Source organism: Arabiibacter massiliensis (assembly GCF_902386925.1).
In the GTDB taxonomy this organism is placed as follows: domain Bacteria; phylum Actinomycetota; class Coriobacteriia; order Coriobacteriales; family Eggerthellaceae; genus Arabiibacter; species Arabiibacter massiliensis.
The window spans coordinates 1,062,976-1,089,208 of the sequence record NZ_LR698996.1; the positions used below are offsets into that span (position 1 = coordinate 1,062,976).

Sequence of the window (26,233 nt, forward strand, 5' to 3'; positions counted from 1 at the left end):
CGCGGGATCCGGGGCGCGGCGAGGAGACCCTTTCCGCGCGCCTGTTACGCGTTGATGTAGACGTAGATGATGCGGATGGTGTCGGCCAGATTGCCGGACATGTTGGCGGTGGCGTAGTCGTAGAGCAGCACCGACGACCACTCGTGCTCCGCGCCGTCGAGCTCGACCGTGCCGGAGAACGAGCAGTTCTCCTTCACGAGCGTCGTGCCGTCGGAGGCGTAGGTGGAGTAGGCGGTCTTGTCCTCGGGCAGCTTGGCCGAGCCTGCGGGCACGTCGATGCCGGCCTCCTGCAGGGTCTTCTCCACGATGCGCTCGTTCTGCACGGCGTCGACGAAGCTGAGGGAGCCGTACCCGAGCGACGCGGTGGCCGCCGAGTAGCCCGCCTGCACGACCGCGCCGTCCTCGTTCAGGCCCAGGTACACCGTAGGCGTGCCGGAGCGCGTGTCGGCCGGCTCGTCGGTGAGCAGCACCGTCGCGTTCGTCTTGACGGGGTTGCCCTCCTCGTTGACCTCCTCGGTCTTCGTCACGGTGGCTCCGTGCTGAAGCGCCGCGACGGCCTCGTCCTGCGTCATGCCCAGCACGCCCGCCAGATCGGGCACGTCGGTCTTCTTCGCGGTGGCCGTGGCGGCGTCCTTGGTGTCCGCCTCCTGCATGGCGTCCACCTCCTGGGAGCCCTGCTGCTGCTGCGCCTGCTGCGTGGCCATCAGCTGGCTTTCCTGGAACCAGAGCCAGGCCACATAGCCGAGCGCGCCGATGAGCAGCACCAGCAGCACGACGATGGCGATGAGGATGCGCCGCATGCGGCGTGATTTGCGCTGGTGCGGCGGGATGGGCGGCTTCTTCTGCTTCTTGCCGTGGCGGGCCTTGGGCTCCTCCGTCCCGGCGGGCACGACGTCGTCGCCGAACAGCAGCGGCGGCGCGTCGACGGGCTCGAGGCTTTCGAACGCGTCGGGATACTCGTCGTCGTTGTCGCCGCGGTAGCTGAAGCCGCCCGCATGGGCGCCGGGACGCGCGGGGATCGGGGCGAACGCCTCGGTGAGCCCGAGGGAGCCCTCGCCGTCGGGGCCGTCCTGCCCGCCCACGGGCGCGAAGGCCTCGGTCAGGCCGATGCGATCGTCCGTCGCGGGATCGGTCGAGGGATCGAAAGCGGAGCCATCGGGTACGTTTGCGGCATGTTTGGGCATCGTTTCAACCTTCCTGGATGTGCGCGGCGAAGCTAGTGGGTGACGATGTAGGCGACCATGACGACGACGAGCACCACGGCGATGACGACGAGCGCCTTCTGCATGATCGGCATCGGCGCGGACTCGAGGTCCTCGGCGGTCGTCGCGCGGTAGCCGTCCTCGCGCGCGGCCTTGGGCGCGGGGGCGGGTTCGGGCTCCGTCGCAGGCGCCGCTTCGGGCGCAGGCTCGAACGCCTCCGGCTCCTCGGCGGGAGCGGGGGCCGGCTGCGCGGGCTGCCGGATGCCGGCCTGGATGACGACGTCGTCCTCGTCATCGGACGTCACGGTGATATGGGAAAACTTGGCTTCGTCTTGGGCCACGGGATGTTCCTTTCGCCTCGTCTGCGATTATAGAGGATTATCGTCGCGGATGCCCCTGTCCAAATAATATCCATCGGGCGCGAAGCGCTTGCGGTACGTGAGGTAGCATGCCGACACGATGGCGATGGTGTTGGCCGCCGACAGCATGAGCATGACCACGATCTGGTACTTGGCCGCCGCGAGCGGGTCGGCCCCCGCGAGCAGCTGGCCGGTCATCATGCCGGGAAACGTCACGATGCCCGCAGCCGACATGTTGGCGAGGATCGGCGTCATACCCGCCCCGATGGCGGCCTTGAGCGAGGGTGCGGCCGCCTCGTGCGGCGTGGCCCCGAGCGCCACGAGCGAGAACATCTCGGGCGCGCGGGCGTCCATGTCCGCGAACAGCCTATCGATGGCCACGGCGATGGCCGCCATGGCGTTTCCCATGATCATGCCCGTGATGGGCACGAGCTGACGCGCGTTGTACCACGGCTCGGCGTGCACGACGCCCTCCACCACGATGAGCCCGATGGCGAACGACGACACGAACAGCGATACGAACACGGCGCCCGCGAGGCCGGGCACGCGGCTCTTCACGCGCGAGGTGGCGATCTGCGTGGCGGCGATGACCATGGCCGCCAGCACCAGCAGCACGAGCCACCACGTTTGGAACTCGAAGAGGTACGTGAGCAGGAAGCCCGCAGCCAGAAGCTGCACGAAGCAGCGCACCGACGACACGGCTATGCGCCGCGTCTGCCCCAGCTCCAGCCGCCACGACACGAGGCCCGCCACCAGCATGAGCGCGCTCGCCGAGAAGAGCTCCACGTAGCCGATGTCCACCACGCCGTCGGTCATGGGCGCTCCTCCCCCGTCGCCGCTGGCGCGGGTGCGAACGAGAGCGCGTCGCCGGCCAGCGTGAACGTGCCTGCCGCGAAGCCGTCGGAGGCGCGGTGGCGTATGCGCAGGCAGGCGGTGCGCTCGTCCACGAGGCTGCGCGTGAGGCGGCCCACCGCGAGCGCGGAGGCGTCGTCGAGCGCGGCGTCCACCTCGTCGAGCAGCAGCACGCGCGGACGCGTGGCGAACGCGCGCAGAAGCGCCACGCGCGCGGCCTGGCCGCCGGAGAGCTGCGAGGCGTCGCGGGAAAGCTCCACGTCGCCGAGCTCGGCCGCCTCGAGCAGCCGCGCGAGCTCCTCGTCGGCGGGCGGACGGGTATCCGCGTTCACCTTGAGCTTCCAAGGGAGCACCAGGTTGTCGCGCACCGTGCCCGCCACAAGCGACGCCTGCTGCGGCACGAGGCACACCCGGCGGCGCCACTCGACGGGCTTGAAGCCCGCCGACGGCAGGGCGTCCAGGTAGAACTCGCCCGCATCGCGCGCCATCATGAGGGCGCACGCGCGCAGGAGCGTGGACTTCCCCGCGCCGGAGGGGCCCACGAGGTCGTAGATCGCCCCTGCCTCGAGCGCGAACGACACGTCGCGCGCGAGCGGCACGGCTTCGCCGCCGCGGCGGTAGGACAAGGCGATATGCTCGGCTCGGAAAAGGCTCATGCGACCATGGTAGCACCGTTTCGCCATCGGTAGCGACCCCGTTGCCAACCGTCCTCATTGCGCCGCTTGCTTATGCGTTGTTTCATACGTATTATATACTGCATATTCGACATATGAACCGAAGGAGCATTCGATGTTGAACTTCGAGAAGATATACCCTGTATCGGCCATGCAGCGCAAGCAAGGCGAGCTCAAGCAAGCAGCTCGGGAAGGCATCGTGCGCATCACGGAGAACGGCTCGGCCGCCTACGTGTTCTGCTCCGAGGACATCTTCATGGACGCGCTCGAGCAGACCGCGCGCGACGCCGCCTTCGCCGCGCGCCTCGACGAGATGCTCGCGCGCGGACGCGACGACGTCTCCTCCGGCCGCTTCCACGAAAGCCCCGAGGACGCTCTGAACGCGATCGAGGCCATGCGCACGTCGATGGGGCTTTCCGATGAAGAAGACTAGGGTGCTGTTCACCTACGGATTCGAACGCGACGTGGCCATGAAGGTGCAGCGCGCATCGAAGCGCAGGGAGGTGATCGAGGCCGCGCGGCTCATCGCCGACATGCCCGTCCTCGGGAGCACGAACCTCCCCGCATCCATCGTCGAGAAATACGGGGAGGGCGTGAGGAAGGCGGTGGTGTCCCCCTTCCTTCTGATATACGAACTCAAGGGAGACGAAGCGCGCATGATCGGCCTCATGCACGAGCGGGAGGCTTATTGAGCGCGCGTCGCCGGCGGGCTGCGGCGGCTGCGGCGGCTGCGGCAAACGCCAGCGCGGCGAGGGCCGCCGGCGCGCCCGCGAGCGCATCGCCGGTGGGCGCGAGCGCTGCGGCCTCCGACACGTCTCCGCCGCCGGCCGCTGGCGGCCCGTCGGTAGCGGGCGGCGGCGCGTCCGGCTTCCCGGGGGCTTCCGGCTTTTCGGGCTCCGCAGGATCGGGCTCCTCGGGCTGCGAGGCGTCCACCTCGTAGATGAAGAGGGAGTGCGCTGATGCGCCGCGATCACAGGCGAACCGAGCGGCGATGACCGGCGCGTCCGGGTCGAAGGCGATGGGCCCGTCGTACTCCTGGTAGACCCATTCGCCCCGTCTGTTCGCTTCATACGTTTCATACGACATCGCGCAGTACTCGAGGCGCGAGCCGTCCACCATGTCGAGCTGCGGCGAGTCCAGCGAGATAGGGTCGCCGTCCCGCAGCGCGCTGCCCTCGGCCGGGGAGGCCTCGATGGCGTAGTCGAGCGGCAGCGGGGAATCCACGATGCGCTCCTGCACGCCCTCCCCCGCGCCGGCCGTGGGCTGCGCGCGGTCCAGCTCCACGTACACCGCCGCTCCCCCGCCGTAGACGGCCTCGGGGACGAAGCCTTCCACCACCGACAAAAGGCTGATCTGCGCGCCATCGATCACGGACGGGTCGGCGGACGGGTCGTTCGTCAGGCTGCAGGGGCCCTCCTTGTCGCGCACCAGAAGCGCCGTGTTGTAGTTGAGGAGAAGCTCGTCGAAATCCTTGGCCGCGCATCCCGCGCCCTCGCCGAGGTAACCCAGGGCCTCGAGCGTCTTCACCAGGGCTTCCTTCGTGCAGGAGCCGAAGCCTCGGTCGTCGCGCTCGAGGTCGAACACGGATCTGTACAGCCCGTCGCCGCCGTGCAGCCTCCCGTCGCCGCTCGAGAGCCCCCGCGTCTGGTTGGCGAGGTAGCGCGAGAACAGGTACCAGTGGGCGTAGTACGCACTGCCATACACGTCATTCGGCGCATACTCGCCCTCGAAGACGAACGGCACCCCCACGCCGAAGTGCAGGAGCGTGTGCAGAAAGTCCAGCCTTGAGTTTACAGTCGCCCCGTACCCCGCGACGGCCACCGCAGCCTCGGAGAATACCTCGTTGAGCCACGTGTCTTGATGCCCGCCTGTCTGGGCGTAGTTCACGAGGTGCTGCAGCTCGTGCACGAGGGTATACATGACCCGGTCCTTATCGAAGTACAGCCCTCCTTCTTCAGCGCGGGCGTTCACCGTGTTAAGGTGCAGCATGTCCATGTGGTTTGTGAAGCCCGCAAGCTCCGGTTCTATCGGCTCGAGATCCTCCTTCGAGAACAGGTCTACACTCGAGAAATACCCGGCGGCGTAATCCATGCTCTCGCCGAACCGGTGGAACACGAATGCCACCTTGCCGTCGCCGTCCACGTCGTAGCGCGCGGCGTCGCCGAACGTTGCGTACACCTTCTTGATGGCGGCATCGAGCTCGGCGGCGAACGTCTCCAGGTCGGCAGGGGCGAACAGATCGTAGCCCTCCTCCTCCCAAATCGTGTACGTGCCGCCTGTGGCGACCACCCGGGCCTTGAAGCCCTCCGCCTCGCGGCCAGTGGCGAAGAACGTGCGCACGTCGCCCACTTGGTAGATCGTCTTGGACTGGCCGCCGTCCTCGCCATCGAGGGCCAGCGCGTTCGCGGAGTCCGAGGAAAGGCCCTCGGGCAGGGGCTCCATGAAAGGAGTGCCGCACACGAGCGCGGGATCGCCCGCCGCGCCTTCCGCAGCGACGTCCGAGAGCGCCCGCGCAGCCGCGGCCTTGGTGTAGCCCGAGGACATCAGGCTCGCATCATACGACGCTTCGTCGCCAATGGGAAGCGTGCCCTGCACGACGGCCACCTGCGTCACGCCCTCAACAGGTGCAGGTGCGGGATCGCCGTAGGCCTTGATGCCGAAGTTGTCGTAGGTTAAGAAGTCCTCCCCCATCTCGGCGGCTTCCTGATGTAAAGACTCGACGACTTCGGCCCAATCGCCCCATCCGCCCCCGAAGCACAGGAGGCTCTCCCCGGGGTTTATGACCCCTTCCTCATAGCACGAGAGCAGCCGGCCTTCGGGCTGGGACTGGTTGACGAAGTCCACGCCGTCCCTATTGACACCCATTCGCGTCAGAAGATCGTATCCATCCTCCGCCTGCACGGTGATCACGACGCTATACGCCTTGCCCGCCTCCACCACGATGGGCGACTCGAGCTTTTCGCGATGGTAGCCGCCATAGCGGTACGTCTTCTCGAAATGAGCCGCCAGCCGGCCGTCCGCAGGGTTGGCGCATCCGTCGTCGAGCAGGTACACGTCGAACGCCACCTGCGACCCCGGCGCCACGGTCTCGCACGACACGGCGGTCAGGTTCATGCGTTCCTCGGCTGTGAACACGTTCGCCATCGAGGTGGGCTCGGTCTGCGGCATCCGCAGGGCCCCTCGCGAGGGCATGAAGTCGTACTGCGCCACGATCCAGTATTCCGCCTCGGGGTTTGGATCGACGGTGTAGTAGTCGAACGTCTCCGCGCACACGAGGCTCTTGTCGTAGTACGAGAGCCAGAAGTACCCGTTGCCGTCCACGCCCCATTCGTTTTTGTTGGGGAACTCCTGATTGTTGGCACCCCAGCTGTTCTTCACCAGCCACGCGCCGTCTCCCGAAGGCTGATGGTCGGCCAGGAAGTTGTCCTTGGAGTAGGCGTCGTCCCATCCCACGACGCACACGGCATGGTTGGCTCCGGCGTCATCCCAGGTATAGTGCGCCCAGGTGTCGGTATCGAGGTACTTCGCCGTGCCGGGCTTCCCGGGTCTCCAGGTGTCCGCGCAGAAGGAGATCTCCACCGCGCGCCCGGCCAGCAGTTCTTCCTTTATGGCCGTGACGCCCTCCGGGCGGTTGTTCTCGGGCGGCGGCAGGATAGAGCTTTCTTCCAACTGGAAAGACTGCGAGAACCGCAAGCTCTGGTCGACCGCCCAGGTGCCTTCCTCCGCGTAGTACCGGCCGTCGGCATCCTTAATGCCCTCGTCGTTTTGGTAGGGGGCCAGATATTCGGGCACCGGTCCTATCCCGGAGCAGAGCACGGACGTCGCCTGGAAGGCCGTGCCGCCTGTGTTCATGACGAGGGAGGGATCCAGAGGGTCGATCGAAGGGTCGTCTGAGAAGGTGTGGATGCCCTCGCCGTCTTGCGACGACCCGTCGGAAAGCGGCGTCTTGGACATCCACGCCAGATGGCGCTCGGACAAATCGAACTTAGAGAGGTCGACGGCTTCGCCGCGCGCCTTGAGCTCGGAGAGGATGCTCGTCTCGGACGCGGCGATGGCGCCGAACGCCCAGCAGGTGCCCCAGGGGTTCTGGAACTTGACGGGAGTCACCACGCCCTCGTCCACCAGGCTGTATGCGGAGGGTAGCAAGGCGTTATCGAGCGGCGCCGCCCCATCCGCAGAGCCGTACGCGTCATAGCCCATGAGGGCGCGCATGCTTCCCGTGGCCTCGAACTCGGCGAGGGCCTCCCTGTTGGCGGCCAGCATCTGGTCGACGACGCGCGAGGCGGGCGAGGGCTCGTCGGCGTGCGCGGGGACCACTGCGGGCGCGAGGGCCGCCATGGGCGCGAGGGCCAAGGCGAGCGCCGCCGCGAGCAGGATCCTCGGCAGTTGGACGGACGCGAAACGCGGGCGCGTGGTTTCCCTCATCGTCTTCCTCCTTTGCGGCGCGAGGCGGCTGAAGCCCCGATGGCGAGGCAGGCGACGGCGGCCAGCAGCGCCGCGGCGCCGCCCATCGCATCGCCCATGTCCGCGAGCGTGGAGGGCGACTGCCGGCCGGCTTCATCCTTCCCATCCGCGGGATCGTCGGCAGCAGGATCCTTGCCGCCGGGCTCGTCCCCGCCGGGCTCCTCGGGCGCGGGCTCGAACGTCAGGCGCTTGAACACGTCGCGCCCCTCGATGGCGTCCACGCCCAGCACGTAGAACGCGTCCCCCAGCACCGCTCCCCCCGCATAGGACACCTTCGTCGCCGCCAGGCGCGTGGAGAGCGCCTGCCACGAGTCGGCCGTCGGATCGTACACCCACGTGTCGGAGCCCTCCAGACCCTCCTCGTTCAGGCCCGCGATCACCAGCCGCTCGCCCGCCGCCTTCGCCCCCTCCACGGTGGAGCCGGCGGGCAGCACGCCCCAGGCGGCCTGGCCGTACTGGCCGGCCATCAGCGACGAGGGCAGCGGCCCCTGCTCCCAGGCGCCGTTCACGAGCCGCTCCACCGTGCCCACCAAGATGCTCGCCTCCGCGTCGGAGTTTCCAGCTGCGACGGTCGGCACGCCGTCGAGCACGGCGAAGGCGGGGGCGAAGCGCGCGTCGCCAAGGGGAGGCAGAGGGGTCGATTCCCCCGTCTCCAAGTCGAGGCTCGCGAACAGCGGGGCCGCCTCGAGGCCGAGCAATGGGACGCCGCCGCCGCACACCCAGAACGTACGGCCATCGCAGAAGGAGGAGGCAGTGGGCAGAACCAACCACTCAAGGCCGTACTGGTTCAGAGCGCTGCCGTCGATCGGCCCTCCCACCGCGCCGGTGGACGTGTCCAGGGTGTAGACGAGGTTATCGACCGTCGAGGTCATGACGTACAGGACGTCGCCGTGCGAGCAGAGCAGAAACGGATCCTCTATCCTGTCTTCCAGGGCCTCCTCGAGCGCCCAGGAACGGTCGGCGGGATCGTAGACCAGCAGGCCGTAGAAGGGGACGAGCCGCTGGCCGTCGCTGCGGCACAGGCCGTCGCACGCCGCATACACCTTCCCCCCGGCCGCCGCCACCTTCCAGGGGTAATTCTGCTCCAATCCCCTTGCCAGCCCCAGGCTCTCCAAGTCGGGGGCGGGAAGGCTCTCGTAGAAGCCCTCCCCCTCCTCGCTGCCCACGAGCACCTGGCGGCGGCCCGTCTCGCCGTCCTCCGCGCGCACGACCTCCACGTAGCGCCGCTTGGATTCGAGCGAGGCGGGCAGCGTCACCCGGATCTCGTCCTCGCCCCACTGCGCCACGGAAAGCTCCTCGCCATCCAGCAGCACGCGCCCCTCCTGGGATCCGAACCAGCTTCCCCGCACCGTGGCCTCGAGCGACCCGTCCGCCGCGCATTCGAGCGCATCCACCACCGGGTAGGGGTTCGTCGCCGCCCGCATCACGTCCACCATGCCGTCGGTGGTGCAGGTGCCCGAAAGCGCGTCGGTGCGCCGCACGCCGCCGAGGAGGCGGGCGCGCAGCGTCTCCGCGTCTTCGTCCGCGAACACGCCCGCCAGCAGGGCATAGGCGCCTGCGGCCGCCGGCGAGGCCATGGAGGTCCCGTCGTAGAAGTCGTAGGGAACCGTCGTCTTCGAAAGCGATACATCGTCGATGCCGAACTCGAGGTCGAGCCCCTCGTCATAGGCGGTGAAGTTGCGCGAGAGCTTCACGGCGAAGTTCCCCCAATCCACCTGGCCGCGCACCTCGTCGGGAATGGGGGCGACGGACGTCTTCCACGCGCCGTAGTTGGCGTCGAGGTCCTTGGGCGTGATGTCGAGCCATTCGCCGTCCGTCGCACGCAACGACACCCTGATCAGGCGGTTGCCGCTCTCTTCTTTGGAATCGGCCACCTTCGCGTTGAAGGCGAGGAAGCGCAGGTCGTCCACGCTGCCGCCCGCAGCGACTTCGACCGCCCCCGGCTGCGTGCGCAGCACGAGCGAAGCCTTCTGGCCCTCGTGCGCCCCGCTCACGGTCCAGCGCACGCTGTGGCCGGATGCGGCCGAGCCCGCCCATGCGGCGTCCGTCCGCACGGCGGCCGTCGTCACGCCGTCGCCGCCTTCGGCCTCGAACGAGAACAAGCCGGGCTCGTCCTCGAAGTCGTCCCTGACGGGAGTCGTGCCGGCGTCTTCGGGGTCGACCATCCCCAGCGCAGCGGGGACCGTGGAAAGGATGCCCACCCCTGGGGCCGCGATGTCGGTGGTCGCCGCGCCGTAGTCGGAGAACGACGAGAGGGCGCCGTCCCGGCCGGCGGCGTCCACCGCGACGATGCCCTCGGACGTTCCGCTGGAGGGCATGTCGGAGGCGAGGTCGTGGTCGATCGAATAGTTGCCTGAGGCGCAGAAGGAGACGATGTCCTCGGTGCGGTAGAGATCTTCCATCACGTCGCTCAAGAGCCAGCTGACGCCGCCGCCTCCCCACGAGTTGTTAGCCGCCACCAACGGCACGCCCGCCTCGGCCGCCTGCTTCATGTAGGAGTACGCGTCGATGGCCAGCGAATCAACGAGCCCGCCCTCCTCGTTGGCGATGCGCAGCCCCATGATCTTCGCGTTCGGAGCCACGCCCGCGCCGCCCTCGTTGTTGTTCGCCGTGGCGGCCACGATGCCCGCCACGTGCGTGCCGTGTCCGTCATCGTCTCGAGGGTCGTCCATGCCGTGGAAGAAGTCGTAGCCGTGGACGCCGGGAAGCCCAGTTTGATCGGGGTCGTTCACCCAGAGAGAGTCCACCAGGTCGGGATGGGTGCAGTCCACGCCGGTGTCGATCACGGCCACCACCACCTCGCGCAGATGGGAGGCGCCGGGAAAGCCCTCCTGCGCCCACAGCTCGCGCGCGTTCGTGGCGCCGACGACGTCACCGTTCGAGGAGAGCTGCCACTGGCGCTCCAGCAAAGGGTCGTTCGTGGTGGCCTGCGCGGCGTTCGCCGCCGGCGCGGCGGCGGCGGCGGTTTCGCCTTCGGAGGACGGCTCGGGATCGTCCAGGCGGACCACGTAGTCGGGCTCGGCGCACACCACGCCCGGGACGTCGGCCAGGCTGAGCAGCAGCTCCTCGGTGGAAAGCTCGTCCGATTCGATGAGCAGCACCTGATCGGCGCTCTGGGCTGCGAAGCTGCGCGCGCCGGACGCCGGCTGCTGAGCGGCGCCGTAGGAGTAGAGGGACTCGGCCGACCAGGCGGGCGCGTCGTTCGAGTAGGAAGACACGGGGGCGAACTCGTCGGTCACGCGGGCCAGCACGCGCCCCTGCTCGTAGTCGCCCGCGCCCAAAAGCTCTTCGAGGGTGCGCGCGCCCTCGCCGGAGCCGACGCGCGGGTTGCCGTCGGAGGCGGCGGGAGGCTCCTCGGCGAGCGCGGGCACCGCCATGAGCGACAACGCGAGAGCCAGAACCAGGGAAAGAAGACGTTTCATGCAAGACCCCCCTGCGAGCGTGAGTATACCTACGGGTATTTTACCGGGGTCTTGGCCGGCCGACCTGCGGCTCCGCGCAACGTCCGCCCCGCCTCGCACCAACGCGCCCGAAACTCGAACGAACGTCGAAGCACCCCTCCCCCGCGCGCCGCTCGACGCGCAACCCCGGCCGCTCGGTCGCGCACGCAAGAACACCCGCCCGAAGGCCGATCCTGTCCATGATGCTTCAACTCAACAAATGTTTCACGTGAAACATTTGTTCCGGCTCCCCCTATGACGCACAATCGAGCTCAGGGGAGGGTGTGCACGCGGTTCGAGCCCTCCCGACACGAAAACCCTCGACGTGAAAGGATTCCGGCGATCCGTGCGGGCGCCGGGATTACGCGACCTGGGAAAACGCCGAGGGCCCTTCGCTCTGGGGAGCCGATGGCCGCCCTCTTCCGCCTTCGGACCTTTCACGTCGAGGGTTTTCGTGTCGGGAGGGCCCGCTTCGCCTGCAAGAGGACGCGGCCGCCGGATCATGCGTTAAGCGGAAAGCCAGAGCATTTGTACTGACGCCGTTTCGGCGACAAGGCCTTCAGCCGCCGGTGAACGAGTCGTGCGTGATGTCGCGTCGGCTGTCCGAGCGGAGGCCGCAGGCCGTGTTGCTTGTCATCCTGAGCGGAGGCCGCAGGTCGTATCGCTTGTCATCCTGAGCGGAGCGCGTAGGCCGTATCGCTTGTCATCCTGAGCGGAGCGCGCAGCGCGGAGTCGAAGGATCCCGCGCGGCGACAGCCGTGGCGCTTTCGGCTGGCGCCGCAGGGGATCCTTCGACTCGCTTCGCTCGCTCAGACAATATGACCCGAACCGATGCACCTGCGAGTGAAAAAGAGAGAAGACCCCGAAGATACTGACGGCCTTGAAGGCTCTATCGTGGGTTATTCCCCGCTACACTTGCAGGTATCTGGCCATCGGTGCGCAAGGGCGTACCACAAGCATTGGAAGGGGTCTTCTCATGGCGCAGTATACCATCAACACCAAGTACCGCTCGATCTTCGGGATGGATGTGCACGCACGCTCCATCACCATCAAGGGCTTCGACTGCGCGACCGGGCGCACCAAGATAGCCAAGCTCGGCGGCTGCCCGGCTCCCGCCGAGGTAATCGGCTGGATGCGCGCGAACTTCGAGGAGCCCTTCTACGCCGCCTACGAGTCGGGGTGCACCGGCTTTCATCTGTGCCGGGAGCTGCGCGCACTCGGCGCCGCCTGCGACGTGATCGCCGTCTCGTCCATCGCGCGCTCGACCGACGACAAGCTGCACAAAAACGACCGGCGTGACGCCGCAAGGCTGCTCTTCGAGCTTTTGAACCCCGTCTCCACGCTCTCGGCGGTGTGGTGCCCGGATCCGGAGTGCGAGGCCGCGCGCAACCTCGCCCGGGCGCGCTTTGGCGCCGCGCGCGACGCCAAAGCCGCCAAGCAGCGCGTCACCTCGCTTTTGCTCACCCACGGCGCTATCTGGAACGAGAGGACTCCTGCGGGAAACCTCAAGGCGACCTGGACGCGCGAGTGGCGCGAGTGGCTCTCGAAGGTGCGTCTGGAAGGAACCGGGGCACAAGACGCGCTTGCCTTCCTGGTCTTGTGTGCGGACGAGGCGCAGGCGCGCCTTGCGCGCATCTCAAAGCAGACGCTTGCCCTCGCCCAGACCCCGAGGTGGAAGCCCGTGGTTGATGCGCTCTCGGCCATGAAGGGGATCGACGTGCAGAGCGCCTTTTCACTGGCAGCCGAGTACGGCGATTTCGAGCGCTTCGGCGGCGGGGGCGCCGTCGTCAAGTGGGCGGGGCTCACCCCCTGCGAGTCCTCGAGCGACGATTCGGTGAGCCGCGGGCGCATCGACAAGGCGGGGGACAACTACGTCCGGGCCGCCCTCGTCGAAGCGACCCAGACGCTCTCGCACCAAACCGAAGCCTTCAAGGCCCTGCGCAAGGATCAAAAGGTCGATCCGGGCGTGCTCGCCTGCGCGCGCAAGGCCTCGCGCCGGGTGCTCGAGCGCTTCCACCATCTCACCTGCGAGGCGAAGAAGGGCTCCAACAAGGCCAAGGTGGCAGCTGCCGCCGAGCTCGCCCGACAGGTGTGGGCCGTGGGACGTGCCGCCCAGAGGGCTCAGGCGGCCGCCAGCCAGGCGCAGGAGAGCTGACAGAGGCATCCCCCCTGGCAAGCCCGCCGTCTAAGTCCGTTCGGGAGCCCGCGCGTCATCCTTGCGCACCAAAGGTCGTGTGGCGTGCGCGTACTCAGACTAGTTTTCTCTCTCATAGGCGGATAGCCCGAACAAAGGACAATTGGAGTGCGGGCCGCATGATCTGCCGCGGTGTCCGCGGATTTAAGGTATGAGAAAGCGCCGTGTAAGAAGACGGCGCATATGCTCGGCGGGCTTTGCAGGGAGATGTTCATAGAGAAGGGCCGATCCTTATCCGACGGGAAAGGACCGGTCCTTTATTGCCTCTTGACACGGTTCGGGTCATATAAGGATGACAAAGCTGGGGCTTCGCTCGTTCAGGATGACAAGGGGGAGGCTTCGCTTGCTCGGGATGACAAAGCTGGGGGCTTCGCTTGCTCGGGATGACAAGCTGCGCGGCTTTCGCCGCCTTCGCTCAGGATGACATCATGTGCGCTGCTCGGGCGCGTACGGCTTGGCGGCGGCGCACCGCGAGGGGGCAGGTGGATCCGTCGTCCAGAAGCAGGCTTTGCTGCTCGATCCGCGCGACGTGGCCCACGTTCACCACGCACGAACGGTGCGCGCGCACGAACGCGTCGGGGAGCCGCCCCTCCATCTTCTGGATGCCCTCGCGCACGAGGAACTCCTCGTCCCCGCCCCAGATGCTCCGCACGCGGCAATGGGGCCCTTCCGCGATCACGCACAGCACCTCGTCGGGCGCGAGGTAGTGGATGTGCCCGGCGACGTCGCGAAACGCAAGCTTGCCGTCGTCCTTTTCCTCGCCGAAGTGCTCGCGCAGCAAGCGGAGCATGTCGCTGTTCGCAGTGGAGGCGGGCGGCCCGCCTACGCCGCCGTCGATGGCATGGGAGCAGTGGACGCAGGCGATGCGCGGCCCCTCGGGCCGGCGTCCCCACACGAACGTCATCCGCTGCTTGAACCGCAGCGTCTCCTTGAGCTCGGGCACGTCGATGGCCAGCATGCACGACCCGATCACCACCCAGGCGCTTCCGACGCGCCGGGCGTGCCAGTGCTCATCTGACAGCGACAGCGTCCCCTCCCCCTTGTCGGAAACGAACGCCTCGCGAATCGAATCGACCCCCGCCATCGCCTGCCATGAGAAGGGGCCGAACCACTCGACGTCGTCCGCGACCCACCGAAACGCCGCCTCTTCGTCGTTGGTGACGTCGAAGGCGACCGCCGTCTGGCGCGAGAGGTCGATGAGCACCTGCTCCTTCCACTCCGGCACCGGCGCGCCGCGGCCCTCCGTCGCTTCCTTCGCCATGCGCGCCTCCCTTCGCCCGTGAAGATCATCTCGAGGAAAGTATACCTGCAACCGACCCGGTTCTCGAAAGCTTTCGACGCTCGTGCCGAATCGGGGCGCGTTCGTGCCGCGTCGACTCGCGGACGGACGACGGCGGCACGGGAGCGGGCGCGCGTTCCGTAAAATGGTGCGTGCAGGTTCCGATTCACGGTTCACAGGAGGAACGCCATGGCTGGATCCACCCGAAGCTGCGAAGGCGCCGGAAGCTCGAGGGAAGGCGGCGGGCCGGGCGGGCGCGTCCTGCGCCTGGCGCTGGCGGCGCTGCTCGCGCTCTCGCTCGCGCCCCTGGTGACGCCCGGGAGCGCGCGGGCCGACGAGGGAGCGGACGCGGGCGGCGGGGCCGACGAGGTGGCGCAGCAGCTGGCCGTAGGCGCCTACGCACAGGGCGAGGCGGTGGTCATCGTGGACAACACCGCGGCCGGATACGGCCTACGCTCGCGCAGCGTCGACGTGCTGGCCTCGGCCGAGCCCCTGATGGACGCGTCGGGCGAGACCTACGCGAGCGCCACCGGCGAGAGCCTTCCTCTTGAAGAGCCGGCCGAGAACGGCGCTACGGTGCTGCGAAGCCGCGCGGCTCTGCCGGAAGAAGACGCCGTGACTGTGTCGCTCGTGCGGCAGGAGGGGGCTTCCACCGAGGACCTGCTGCGCCAGCTCGCCGACGACCCGCGCGTGCTCGCCGCGGAGCCGAACTACCTGTTCAGCGTCGATCCCGGCGAGGATGCCGACGAGGCGCGCCTGGCCGCCGTCCAGGAGGCGCTGGGGATGGATGCCGCAGTCGACGCGGACGGCTCGAACGGCCCGGGCGCCCCGGCCGCTGCGAACGGCGCCGGCGCGGACGTGCTCGACCTGACCGCCTACCAGTGGGGCTGCGACAGCAGCGGCGACACGCTGGTCGACGAGTCCGTCACCCGCCCCGACGACTTCGACATCAACCCGCCTTCGTGGAACGTCGAAGGGGCCCAGAACGCCTCCGGCGTCGTGGCCGTGGTGGACACCGGCGTCGACGTCGGCCACCCCGACCTGAAGAACATCATGTGCGACATGACGCAGTACACGACGCTCGGCGGCGAGCACGGGTTCAACGCCTTCGCCGCGCTCACGGGCGGCGACGAGACCGACCTTACGGACAACTACCACCATGGAACCCATTGCGCCGGCATCATCGCGGCCGAATGGAACGGCTTCGGCACGAGCGGCGTCGCCTCGGGCGTGCAGCTGGTCGCGGTCAAGGCTGACAACGAGGAGCGCAGCCTGCCCCTATCGGCCATCCTGCTGGGCTACGGCTACCTCGCCAACGCCGTGGAAGGCGGCCTGGACCTCAAGGTCATCAGCAACTCATGGGGCGGCGCGGACAACGCCATATCGTTCTCCCTCGCGGTGACCAAGCTCGGCGAGAAGGGCGTTGTGTCGGTGATGGGCTCGGGCAACGAATCCGCCGACCTGGACAAGAACCCCTCGATGGCCGGCGCGCTCGCGCACAACCCCTACGTGGTGACGGTGAACGCTTCCGACATCGCCGGACGCGTCGCCTCCTTCAGCAACTTCGGCTTGACGAGCACCGACGTCTTCGCGCCCGGCGTGAATATCCTGTCCCCCGTCCCTGTCGGCACGGGAGCGTACCTGCCCGAGGCCGACGCGGGCCGTCTGAGCTTCGACACGTTCGACGGCAAGGGCGAGGGCGTCCAGCTGCTCGGGATGGACGCGAGGGGAGAGGAGGTGACCGAACCCGTGCCCGGCCAGGCTGTGCAGGACGCGACGCGCTACGACGCCGCAGGCGGGGCGCTCACCGTCAAATCCACCGATCTGAACGGGCCGATTCCGGGCATCTCCTTTGCGGCCGTGTCGATTCCCGTGAGCGAGGAGAACTTTCCCAAGGTGCGCTACATCGGCCTGAAGTGCCTGGGCTGGCCGCACGAAGGGGTGATGGTGACCGTCTCCGTCAAAGCGAACACCGCCCGCGGCGTCGACTGGGTCGCCCTTAAAGGCCCGACCCAAAGCGAAAACGGCTGGGGGACGGTGTCCATCGACACGCAGGCGCTTCTCAAGGAAGGCGAGCAGCTCGCCTACGAGGACGGCAGGCTGCTGGTGCAGCTGATGATCCTGGCGGAGGATCCCATCGACTTCGCCATCGACGCCGTGGGCGTGGGCGCGGACGGCGCGTCGACCGGATACGCCTACAATAGCGGCACGTCCATGGCCACCCCCATGGTCACCGGCGCCGCCCTGGTGCTGGCCGGCGACGCCTCCCTGGAAGGGATGGCGCCGGCCGAGCGGGCCGCCGGGCTGGCGGCGCTCGTGAAGGGCACGGTGCGGCCCATGAAGGAGTTCGAGGGCCTGTGCAGCTCGGGCGGGCACGTGGATCTGTCCGTCGCGCAGCAGCCCGCCATGCGCACGCCGGTGGTGTCGAACGCGCGCGTGGAGGCCGACGGCGACCAGGTGCGCATCGTCGTGGAGGGCAGCTTCTTCGGGGCCGATAAGGGCAGCGTGCGCGTCGGCGGGCTTTCTGCAACCGTGGAGACCTGGTCCGACTCTTCCATCGCCGTGACGTGCCCCAAGGACGCGAGAAGCGGCGTGCTCGCCGTGGAGGTGACGACCGCGAACGGACGTGCGGGCACGAAGGGCTTTTTGCTGGACGTGCCGCACTCCCCTGCGGGTTCCACCCCCGTGTTCGAGAAGACCATTCCGCTTCCCACCCTTGAAGAGGGGTTTTCCGCAAACGTCGACGTCCTGCTGCCCATCGGGCTGGGCGGCTCCCTGTACGTGCTGCCCGTGTTCTCCGAGAAATACCGGCCCTTCACGCAGCTGTGGCGCTACGACGAGGGAGGGGCGTCGTGGACGCAGTGCGCCGACCTGCCCGTCACGCCCAACAACAACGTCTCGGTCACCACGTACGACGGCAATCTGTTCCTCTACGGAGAGACGGGCGCCGACGCCGAGGCGAGGCCGCTGCTGCTCAGCTACGATCCGGCCGCCGACGCGTGGCAGGAGCACGACGCGTCGGGCCTGCCCCTCGACACCACCATCGCGAACTGCGACGGGACGCTGCTGTTCGTGGGAGCGGCGGAGTTCAAGAACGGCAAGTGGCGGAACGTCACCGCAGACAACATCGTCTCCTACGATCCCGAAACGGGTGCTGTCCAGGTGGCAGGCACGCTCGCCGTCCCCTGCGCGACGCCCCAGGTGGCCGTCCGCGGCTCGGAGCTCCTCGTGGCGGGAGGAACCCAGTACACCTCAAGCGGCAAGGCCTCCATCCTCCAGAAGATCGAGCGCGTGACGAAGCAGGGCGGCGCCTACGCTGGAAAGGAGATCACGGACGCGCTGCCCGCGCTCGCGCCCGGCTACGCCTTCTCCCCCTCGCTGGCAAGCGCGAAGAAGGGCTTCGTGCTGACGGGGATCACGGGCATGGCGGATGCGAAGAGGGCCGACGCCGTGCTGGACGAGGACACGTTCCTGCTCGATCTGGAGGGCGGCGGCACCTCCTTCCAGGGCCTCGGCACGCGCGCGTCCGCCGCGCCGCTGTACAACCCCCGCGCGACGGCCTACGACGGCTGGCTGTACGTGGCGGGATCGTCCAACCAGGAGGAAGGCGGCTTCGTGCTGCGCGCCACCCCGATGGAGACGCTCCCGCAAGCAGGCGACGTGCCGGAGCCAGGTCCGGAGCCTGAGCCGGAGCCGGGACCTGAGCCGGGACCCGATCCGCAGCCTGAGCCCGAACCCGAGACGACGCCGGCCGCGGACGGCGGCTCGCCGGCAGCGCTCGTACGCACTGGCGACCCCCTCGCCCCCGCCGCCGTGCTCCTCGCCTGCGCGCTGGCCGCAGGGGCGCTTGCGATGGCGGCGCACCGCAAGCGCGAATAGTCTTGAGCCGCCCGGTCACTCGGGCGGCACCGCCTTGGAGAAAGCATGCCCTCGGCAGGCGGGTTCCCCGCGGTGGCCGAGACCTGCCGCCGATTTCGCCCCTCCCGTCAAAAAAGAGCCGGTTTGGCAATCCTCGGGCGCATTTCGAGGAGCCTCTCGGCGAGCCGGCCCGAGAAAGCCCAGGTCGCCATGTTCGGCGGCGCGCAGCCGATTGCCAAACCGCCTCTTTTTTGACAGCAGCCCCTCGTTTCGGCGTCAAGGCTCCCGGGTCGAAGGGAGGGATCCTCGCGCAGCGCGACGACCCTGGCGCGCGGCCCGGCGGAAACCGCAGCGCGGCCGGGAGACCGGGGCGTCGCTCCGCCGATCCGAGCCCGCAGGCGGTTCTCCGGGAGGACACGCACGAAATTTGCGTCTGTGCGAGCTGTTTGCCACAGTTAACTCACGGTTTCGCTTATGCGTTCAGCATAATGCCTGGTCGCTAGAGCCTGTGTGCTGAAGTTTGCGAGTTAGCTATGGCAAACAGCTCGCACAGACGCAAATTTCGTGCATCCGCAGATGTTGCGGCCGGGGAGGCACGCCCTCCCCGGCCGCGGCGGTCCCTCTTACTGCAAGCCCTCGATGTGCGGGATGGTGGCGAAGCCGGCGGCCAGCTCCTCGTCGGTGGGCTCGTGGTCGGACATCTCGCCCTTGTTGAAGGCGTCGTAGGCTTTCATGTCGAAGTAGCCGGTGCCGGTGAGGCCGAAGAGGATGGTCTTGGCCTCACCCGTCTCCTTGCAGGCCTTCGCCTCCTCCATGGCCTGGAAGATGGCGTGCGCGCTCTCGGGCGCGGGCAGGATGGTCTCCAGGCGCGCGAACTCCACGGCGGCGGCGAACACGTCGGTCTGCTTCACGGCCACGGCCTCCAGGTAGCCGTCGTGCTTGAGCTTGCTCACGATGGGGCTCATGCCGTGGTAGCGCAGGCCGCCCGCATGGTCGGGACTCGGCTGGAAGCCGTTGCCGAGCGTGTACATCTTGGCGAGCGGGCAGGTCTGGCCCGTGTCCGCGAAGTCGTAGGCGAAGCGCCCGCGCGTAAGGCTCGGGCAGCTCGCGGGCTCCACGGCCACGAAGCGCGTGTCGGGCTTCTCGCCGCGCAGCTTGTCGCGCATGAACGGCGCGATGAGGCCGCCCAGGTTCGACCCGCCGCCCGCGCAGCCTATCACCACGTCGGGGTACTCGCCCAGCTCTTCAAAGGCCGCGTAGCTCTCCAAACCGATCACCGACTGGTGCAGCACCACCTGGTTGAGCACGCTTCCCAGCGTGTAGCGCCCCTTGTTCTCGGGGATGTTGAGCGCGCGCTCCACCGCCTCGGAGATGGCCGTGCCGAGCGAACCCGTGGAATCGGGGTGCTGGCTGAGCATCTTGCGCCCGATGGCCGTGGTGTCCGACGGCGAGGGCGTGACGTTGGCGTTGAACGTCTCCATGATGTTACGGCGGAACGGCTTCTGCTCATACGAGCACTTCACCATGAACACGTCGAGGTTCAAGCCGAAGTGGTCGGCCGCCTCGGCGAGCGCCGTGCCCCATTGGCCCGCGCCCGTCTCGGTGGTGATGCCCGTGAGCTCCTGCGCCTTGGCGTAGTAGGCCTGCGCGATGGCCGAGTTCAGCTTGTGCGAGCCGGAGGTGTTGTTGCCCTCGAACTTGTAGTAGATGCGCGCGGGCGTGCCGAGCGCGCGCTCCAGGTTGTACGCACGGCAGAGCGGCGAGGGGCGGTAGATGCGGTACATCTCCTGGACGGGCTCGGGGATGTCGAAGTAGGCCGTGTCGTCGTCGAGTTCTTGCGCCACCAGCTCGTCGCAGAACACGGGCGCGAGGTCTTCCGGGCGCGCCACGGCGCCGTTCGGCAGCCGGATGGGCTCGGGCTTCTCCGGCATGTCGGCCCGCAGGTTGTACCACTGCGTGGGAATCTGGTCTTCTCGCAGGTACAGGCGATGCGGCGCGTTGTCGGTCATGATGGTTCCTTTCACGTTTTGCGGCGTCCCCGCCGCCGGTCGTTCCTCCGTCCGCACACGAAAAAGAGCCCCCGGATCTCCGAGGGCTCTTCTGTGTATGTATGCGCGGAACAGAAGCCTATGCGAGACCCGGGATCAATGCCTTCTATTCCACCACCACGCGCCGACGAGCAACGTGCAGAACACGAGGTCGGCGAAAGCTGCGGTGTTGGCGGTTGCGGGCAAAGGGCTCCTTCTGAATCGGTTTCCGGGTCGGACGAAGCATAGCACGCCCGCCCCGCTTTTGGGAAGGGGCGAATTTCAGATCGCTCCCGCCCGCCCGGATCCCAGGCCGCTGCAACACGGCCTAAAGCCAGCCTCAGTCAAACACTTCGAACGCATGCACCGCCGGCGACGGAGAGCAGATGCCTTTCTCGTTCACCGCACGAACCTTAAGGCGATAGGCCCCAGGGGCGTTCGGCGTGTATGCGAAGCGCCAGTACACCCATCGCTCGGCATCGGCGCGCTCAACCGGATACGTCGTCCAATGTTCGCCTTGGTCGAGGGAAAACTGTATCGCCGCGATGCTGCAATCGAAGTCGGAGGCGTAACCCTCGAAGGGAAGCGGTTCGCCAACCCGAGCGACGTATGGAGCCTTCACCGACACGTTAGGGCGGTTCGCGAAGTCATGCCCATCGTATTCGAACGAATCGAGCAAAGGAGGGTCGTCCTCACGCGTGAATCGGATGCCGACGATGTCGCGGATGTAGAACTTCGCGGGGAGCTGCGGAATCCAAAGCTGGTTGATAGCCCCCATCACCGACAGAACATCCTCGCCGTTCACCTTCGAAGCGACGATCGCCCCCTGCTCCACGAGAGCCTTGAGAGGAAGCGACAGCTCTTTGCCGTCAGCCGCCGTGAATGTGACCGTGTTGCATTCCATACCCTCATCGCCTCCCGAAATCGAAGCCGGCGCCCCGCTATGCGCGATGGGCGCCGGCAGTGCTTCGCTACCTGGCTTCGGCCATCTCGGCGATGGACTCGAGCGACACACCTTCGACCTCGGCGTTGGCGATGGCGCCGCCGCCCGCCACGTTCGACGCGCATGCGCACGCCATGACATGGGAAGCCGCGCCCTTCTCGCCCTTCATCTCGTCTACGGTCGCAGAGAACGCATTGCCGACATCGCCCGAGACGTCGATGGATGACTGCATCCGCTCGATGCCGTACCCGGGCAACGACGAGCACAAGGTCGCAGCAGCCTTGCAAAACACGTTCGATATCTCCTCGTTCGACGAAAGCACACCCTGGTCGAAGGAGAAATTCCCCACAACCCGCGAGACATTTGTCAGCGGCGATTCGCTTGCGGCCCCATCCTCCGCCGTTACGCCCGCACGAACGGCCTCGTCTGCGCCGTCCTGTATCGCAGGGACGGCGACGGCCGCACCTGCTCCGACCAAAAGCGTCAGGGAAGCAAACGCTCCGGCAACCTTCGTAGTTGTTTCATTCATCGATGCCACCTCGCTACCCTTCTACCGTGACCATGACGCTTGCAGGTTTCTTCTGATGCCAATCTTTCCCATCGACAGCCTGCACCTTCAGACAATACGTGCCGGGCTGAGTCGGCGTCCATTGCGCATGGAAGCGCTGCCAGTTGTTGGGATCCGCATCGGCCGCCACATCCACATTGATCCACGACTTGCCATAGTCCCAGCTGAACTGCACTTGCTTGGTGCTGTGGCCGTCCACGTTCCACACCCACGCGAAGCCTTCAAGGTCGATAGCCTCGCCGACCTTGAACACCTGGCCGTCGGTCGCCGGGTTGAACCATGCCGAGTTGCACCCGTACAAATGCGGATCCTCGGCTCCATCATAGAAATCGTCGCCGGCGATGACTCTGACCGGGGCGGTGACGGGCTCAGTTCCGAACTCGATGGTCTTAAGGTACTTGACCCAAGTACCACCAGGGAAGCCGGGCTGCACGAGCACGGCGGGAGCGCCTTGCATCTCTGTCAGTTCATGGCCGTAGTACTCGGTGGCGACGAACGCGCCGTTCTTCAAGGCGTCGTCGAGCTCCACGCAGAAGTTCCAACCCTCTTCAGGATCAGCGATGCCGTTCACGGTCACAGCCCCCTCGTCGATACCGCCGCAATACTCGATGATATCGCTCAACAAGTAGCCTGAAGCCTCGAAGCTGTCCTCAAGCGACGAGTTCACGCCGTTGACGAGGCATTCCTGCGTGACCTGCTGAGTGTGCTTCTCGAAATGATCCTCGAGGTCGGCGAGCGTGAGCGTCATGGGGTTCTTCACGCCCTTGACCTCGATGCTCCAGGAGGCGAAGTCTTCGTCGGTCCACTCGGGGATGTCGAAGTTCACCGCCTCGTAGCGCTGGGATTCGTCGGTCATCTCCTGGTCGAGCTCAACCTTGAGATCGACTTCGTCCGATGCCAGCGTCGATATGCCGATGGAAGTATCGGCATCGTAGCCGCGCATGTGGAAGAAGGCTTCCGAAGCGGGCGTGTTCGCCGTGTAGCCGCTCAGCTGCTCTTCGTAGCAATACTCGTCCCACATGACGATCTCGCCGTTCTTCTTAGTAGCATGGCAGCTCCAGCAGTTGCCGTTGTCGGCATCCGTGAACGTCGCGCTGCTGAAGTGCGTCGCATGCATGTAATCACCTAGATACACGCCGCCGCGTGTATCATGCATCGAATGGCACGACTCGCAATCGTTCCAATCAACCGTCTTGCCGAAGATGGCACCAGTTGTCATGATGTGCACCGTAGGCGCGATGTCCTTGATCGTCGCTTGAAGATCCTCGTGGCACGCATCGCACCCTCGACTCCCCCAGTTGACCTTAGCCGAAATATTGTAGTCGTCAGGCAGCGCCCCCGCATCGCGCTGCTGGAAGTCGTTCAGCTTTATGTTGGTGCCCTCTAAGGCGACCGTCTCAGTGGAATTCTGCTCCGTCGCAGCATCGCCGGAAGCATCCGGCTGCTGCGAAGCCGGCTGTTGCGGCGCGCATCCGACTGCGGCCAGCGTGGCCGCGATCATCGCTGCGATGCACAGCGCGGCGATCAGCATCCTCTTCGATGGGCGGCGCGTCTCGGCCGTTTCCTCGGTTTGCATATCGTCCTCTCCTCTCCATATCCAACTCGTACGTTTGCTACCGTCCCCTTGCGATTTTGCACCCCCTTTCTCGTTAAGCGGGGATAGCCGCACCCTAAAGGAAAGCGAAGTTGAGCGCATCGACGGTTTGAGGCGGTCTTTCAAGGACATGAAACCTCCCCTCATCAAGCCGTCATCACTTCTCGTCAAAAATCGTTTAGTCAGTTATTAGACCGTGATTGTTGATGCCAAAAACCGAGGAGTCGGTAGCATGGGAGGACACCGGAGAGGATCGGGGGGATCATGCTCACACTCGCACAAACGCTCAGATCGAAGCTCACAGCCGGGGTCGCCATCGCCCTTGCCGCAACAGTGGTGCTCGGAGGATGCGCCGGGAACATGCAAGGGTCCGACGGACCGCAACCGGCGTTTTCGGGGGCAGTGCACGAGCAAACCATGGCGGCTATTGCAGAAAAGGACGTTGACGCGTTCCCTGTCTCCACCGTTATGAACTCGTACGCGGTGCCCGGCGGCAATGTGCCCTCGTGGTCCTACCTGTTCGCGTCGCAACGATACGCGAAGTTCTATACAGTGTTCAACTACAGCACGAAAGCGACCGCAAGCATTTATGGTGCCACCACCTGGAACGAGGACGATTGGGAGGAGGCACCGAAGGACGTGCCCTCGATGGTGCGCGTCGACGCCGACAAAGCCTACCTCAACATACTTGATGAGCATCCCGAGCTCCGAAGCCAACCCTACCGTGTGTCTTTTTTGGCCTACGAGCCCGAAATAGAGAAAACCGAAGATGCACCCGAAACAATGACGTGGTATTTTTACTTCACGGATGAAGACGCTCTGAACGCATTCAACAGCAGCGTCGAGCATCCGAACGACATAGCGAATGCGATCGTAACCGTCGATGCGCGAACAGGGGATGTTCGTCAACAGGGGTAGCGTCAAGGAAAACGCGTATGATAAAAGAACAGGGCAATCTGTTTTACGGGGCGACGTCGGCGAGTTCCATCGTCGGGTCGGCGCTTATGTGGGCCTGGTGGGATCTCGCCTTCTACTCGGGCATCTTCTTCAACTGGAGCCGAGCATCGCAGCCTTTCACGGTGCCGTCGTTTGTCGTCGGCATGGCCACATGCGGCGCAACCCTGTTTCTCCTAGCCCGTTTCGCACCCTCCGCATCCGCACTGCTCCACAACAAGACGACGACGCAGCTAGCAGGATTCGGCGCGATCGGCCTCGCTTCGTCCCTGCTATCCATCGCAGCCGCCATTTGGGAATCGCTGCCACTCGCTCTGGTTTTCGGCGCCACGAATGGAGCGGTCCTTGCCGTCGTCATGGCACTGTGGGGCGCGGTCTGGACGGAACGCGGCGCCCAATCGGCAACCATCAACGCCTCGCTGGCCATAGCAATCGGAATCGCGTTCGACGGCATCGTCCTGTTCGCCATGAAGCCCTTAGCCGCCGCTGTCGCCGTCTCAGCGTTTCCCCTGATCTCCATCTTGTTGTACGGCTACGCGAAACGCAGCTGCGTCGACGGCGAGGTGTTCTCCCGCACGCGCTCGACCCGTTACGAGCATGCGAGGGTGCACAACGTGCTGAAGAAGGAGTTCTTCGGCATAAGCGTGCTGTTGCTCCTCGGATTAACCATCGGCGAGATAGCGTTCAACTTCATGAACTACCACTTCGCCTACGAGCAGATCGAATCGATCTCAGGAGTGGACTTCAACTACCCCTACCACGTTGCGAGAGCTATAGGCGCGTTCATATGCTTCGTGGCCATCGGCATCTTCAACGTTTCTTACAAACGCTTCTTCTGGGTAGGCACGCTGCTCATGTCGTTCGCGTTCGCCATGATGCCGTTCCTCGGCTCTCTGGGCATACCCGCGTACTACAGCAATTACGTCAACATGGCCTGCTTCGCCCTCGTCGCCATATTCGAGCTGAGCGTATTCTGCGAGATATCATACGCCCGGCGCACCTATCCGTTCGAGTCGGTGTGCTTCGGGATGATTTTCATGACCGGCTTCATCGACACGGGACTGATCGTGGGCATCTTAGTCGATTTTCTCCACCTCGACTCCTCGCAATATGCAAGCCTGATGACGGCGGTCGGGTACGTGCTCATCTTCGGATTGCTCGCTGCGATCTCCGAGGGGCAGCGCTACCTTGATCCGGAAACAGGCGTTGCTTCGGGCCGTAGGCTCAAGACCGAGCTGCAGAACAGCCTTGAAGCAAAGCATCGGAAGCTGCACGACACTTTGGTAAAGCAGGCGAAGCTCACGGCTCGCGAGCAGGATATCCTCGACGAGCTGCTGCGAGGGCGCAGCACGATATCCATAGCCGGAAGCTTCAACATCTCCGAAAACACCGTGAAATCCCACGTGCAAAGCATATACAAAAAGCTGGGTATCCACAGCAAGCAAGAGATGCTCGAGAAGTTCAATGCTCCATTCGACAGAACGGGAGTCGTGCAGAACGAGCTCGACGGGGGCGAGTCCGGCACCGACGCCTCTCGCAAGCGCTCGCTTGACGCGATTATCACCCATCTCGCCAAATCCTACGGCTTGACGGTTCGGGAGTCCGAAGTGTTCAGTTTGATGGCACGCGGATATCGTCACAAAGAGATGGAGGAAAAGCTGTTCATCTCCGCAGCCACAGTGCATTCCCACACGGCGAGTATATACGCGAAGATGGATCTGCACTCGCACGACGATCTCTCGGCCCTCGTTAAGAAAACCCGGAGCAGCATGGCAAAGCTCGACGAGCCGGCCAAGGAACCTGCCGGCTGACCCACGGGACGGGA

The 26,233-nt window shown here is 66.1% G+C and carries 17 protein-coding genes; 6 read left to right on the forward strand and 11 right to left on the reverse strand.

Annotation, left to right across the window (positions count from 1 at the left end):
• Positions 1-44 precede the first annotated feature (44 nt).
• Genes FX134_RS04655 through FX134_RS04670 form a run of 4 tightly spaced genes read right to left on the reverse strand, consistent with a single transcriptional unit; the run spans position 45 to position 3,069 of the window.
• A complete protein-coding gene (locus FX134_RS04655) occupies positions 45-1,184 on the reverse strand; it encodes a histone-lysine N-methyltransferase (protein WP_080798293.1) in 1,140 nt (379 codons plus the stop codon).
• A gap of 32 nt (positions 1,185-1,216) precedes the next feature.
• The gene (locus tag FX134_RS04660) at positions 1,217-1,543 is read right to left on the reverse strand and encodes a hypothetical protein (RefSeq protein WP_080798297.1); all 327 of its coding nucleotides are present in this window, start codon (positions 1,541-1,543) and stop codon (positions 1,217-1,219) included.
• A 27-nt stretch (positions 1,544-1,570) separates the two neighbouring features.
• Positions 1,571-2,377: an ABC transporter permease gene (locus tag FX134_RS04665; protein WP_080798300.1), complete on the reverse strand. Its 807-nt coding sequence runs from the start codon at positions 2,375-2,377 to the stop codon at positions 1,571-1,573.
• Positions 2,374-3,069 (reverse strand): ABC transporter ATP-binding protein, encoded by a 696-nt coding sequence (locus FX134_RS04670; RefSeq protein WP_172623388.1) that lies wholly within the window; start codon positions 3,067-3,069, stop codon positions 2,374-2,376. Before FX134_RS04670 ends, FX134_RS04665 begins: the two co-directional genes overlap by 4 nt.
• 133 nt (positions 3,070-3,202) lie before the next feature.
• On the opposite strand from FX134_RS04670, the gene FX134_RS04675 reads away from it, so the two are divergent.
• Entirely contained in the window at positions 3,203-3,520 is a 318-nt protein-coding gene (locus FX134_RS04675) for a hypothetical protein (protein WP_080798307.1), read from the forward strand.
• On the forward strand, positions 3,507-3,779 hold the full coding sequence (locus FX134_RS04680) for a hypothetical protein (protein ID WP_143412136.1): 273 nt from the start codon (positions 3,507-3,509) through the stop codon (positions 3,777-3,779). Before FX134_RS04675 ends, FX134_RS04680 begins: the two co-directional genes overlap by 14 nt.
• Here the strand turns inward: FX134_RS04680 and FX134_RS04685 are convergent.
• Together FX134_RS04685 and FX134_RS04690 are read right to left on the reverse strand one after the other, a co-directional pair.
• Positions 3,754-7,512, reverse strand: coding sequence for a lectin like domain-containing protein (locus FX134_RS04685; RefSeq protein ID WP_080798316.1), 3,759 nt, complete (start codon positions 7,510-7,512; stop codon positions 3,754-3,756). The genes FX134_RS04680 and FX134_RS04685 overlap by 26 nt on opposite strands.
• Complete coding sequence (locus FX134_RS04690) at positions 7,509-10,973, reverse strand: S8 family serine peptidase (protein ID WP_080798320.1); 3,465 nt, start codon at positions 10,971-10,973, stop codon at positions 7,509-7,511. Before FX134_RS04690 ends, FX134_RS04685 begins: the two co-directional genes overlap by 4 nt.
• A gap of 994 nt (positions 10,974-11,967) precedes the next feature.
• Between FX134_RS04690 and FX134_RS04695 the strand changes: the two genes are divergently transcribed.
• A complete protein-coding gene (locus FX134_RS04695) occupies positions 11,968-13,146 on the forward strand; it encodes an IS110 family RNA-guided transposase (protein WP_080798323.1) in 1,179 nt (392 codons plus the stop codon).
• Positions 13,147-13,600: 454 nt separating this feature from the next.
• Here FX134_RS04695 and FX134_RS04700 read toward each other — a convergent pair whose 3' ends face one another.
• Complete coding sequence (locus FX134_RS04700; protein ID WP_080798329.1) at positions 13,601-14,446, reverse strand: LytTR family DNA-binding domain-containing protein; 846 nt, start codon at positions 14,444-14,446, stop codon at positions 13,601-13,603.
• 207 nt (positions 14,447-14,653) lie between these two features.
• On the opposite strand from FX134_RS04700, the gene FX134_RS04705 reads away from it, so the two are divergent.
• Positions 14,654-18,343 (forward strand): S8 family serine peptidase, encoded by a 3,690-nt coding sequence (locus tag FX134_RS04705; protein ID WP_080798331.1) that lies wholly within the window; start codon positions 14,654-14,656, stop codon positions 18,341-18,343.
• 602 nt (positions 18,344-18,945) lie between these two features.
• Here FX134_RS04705 and FX134_RS04710 read toward each other — a convergent pair.
• From FX134_RS04710 to FX134_RS04725, 4 genes are all read right to left on the reverse strand, one after another.
• On the reverse strand, positions 18,946-20,331 hold the full coding sequence (locus tag FX134_RS04710) for a TrpB-like pyridoxal phosphate-dependent enzyme (protein ID WP_080798334.1): 1,386 nt from the start codon (positions 20,329-20,331) through the stop codon (positions 18,946-18,948).
• A gap of 358 nt (positions 20,332-20,689) precedes the next feature.
• Positions 20,690-21,253 (reverse strand): molybdopterin-binding protein, encoded by a 564-nt coding sequence (locus FX134_RS14770; RefSeq protein WP_232050841.1) that lies wholly within the window; start codon positions 21,251-21,253, stop codon positions 20,690-20,692.
• Positions 21,254-21,320: 67 nt separating this feature from the next.
• A complete protein-coding gene (locus FX134_RS04720) occupies positions 21,321-21,821 on the reverse strand; it encodes a molybdopterin-binding protein (RefSeq protein ID WP_080798340.1) in 501 nt (166 codons plus the stop codon).
• 13 nt (positions 21,822-21,834) lie between these two features.
• The gene (locus FX134_RS04725; RefSeq protein WP_172623389.1) at positions 21,835-23,436 is read right to left on the reverse strand and encodes a molybdopterin-dependent oxidoreductase; all 1,602 of its coding nucleotides are present in this window, start codon (positions 23,434-23,436) and stop codon (positions 21,835-21,837) included.
• Positions 23,437-23,718: 282 nt separating this feature from the next.
• Here FX134_RS04725 and FX134_RS04730 point away from each other — a divergent pair, with 282 nt between their 5' ends.
• Positions 23,719-24,372, forward strand: coding sequence for a hypothetical protein (locus FX134_RS04730; protein WP_080798346.1), 654 nt, complete (start codon positions 23,719-23,721; stop codon positions 24,370-24,372).
• A gap of 17 nt (positions 24,373-24,389) precedes the next feature.
• Complete coding sequence (locus FX134_RS04735; protein ID WP_080798350.1) at positions 24,390-26,219, forward strand: LuxR C-terminal-related transcriptional regulator; 1,830 nt, start codon at positions 24,390-24,392, stop codon at positions 26,217-26,219.
• The last annotated feature ends 14 nt before the right edge of the window (positions 26,220-26,233 follow it).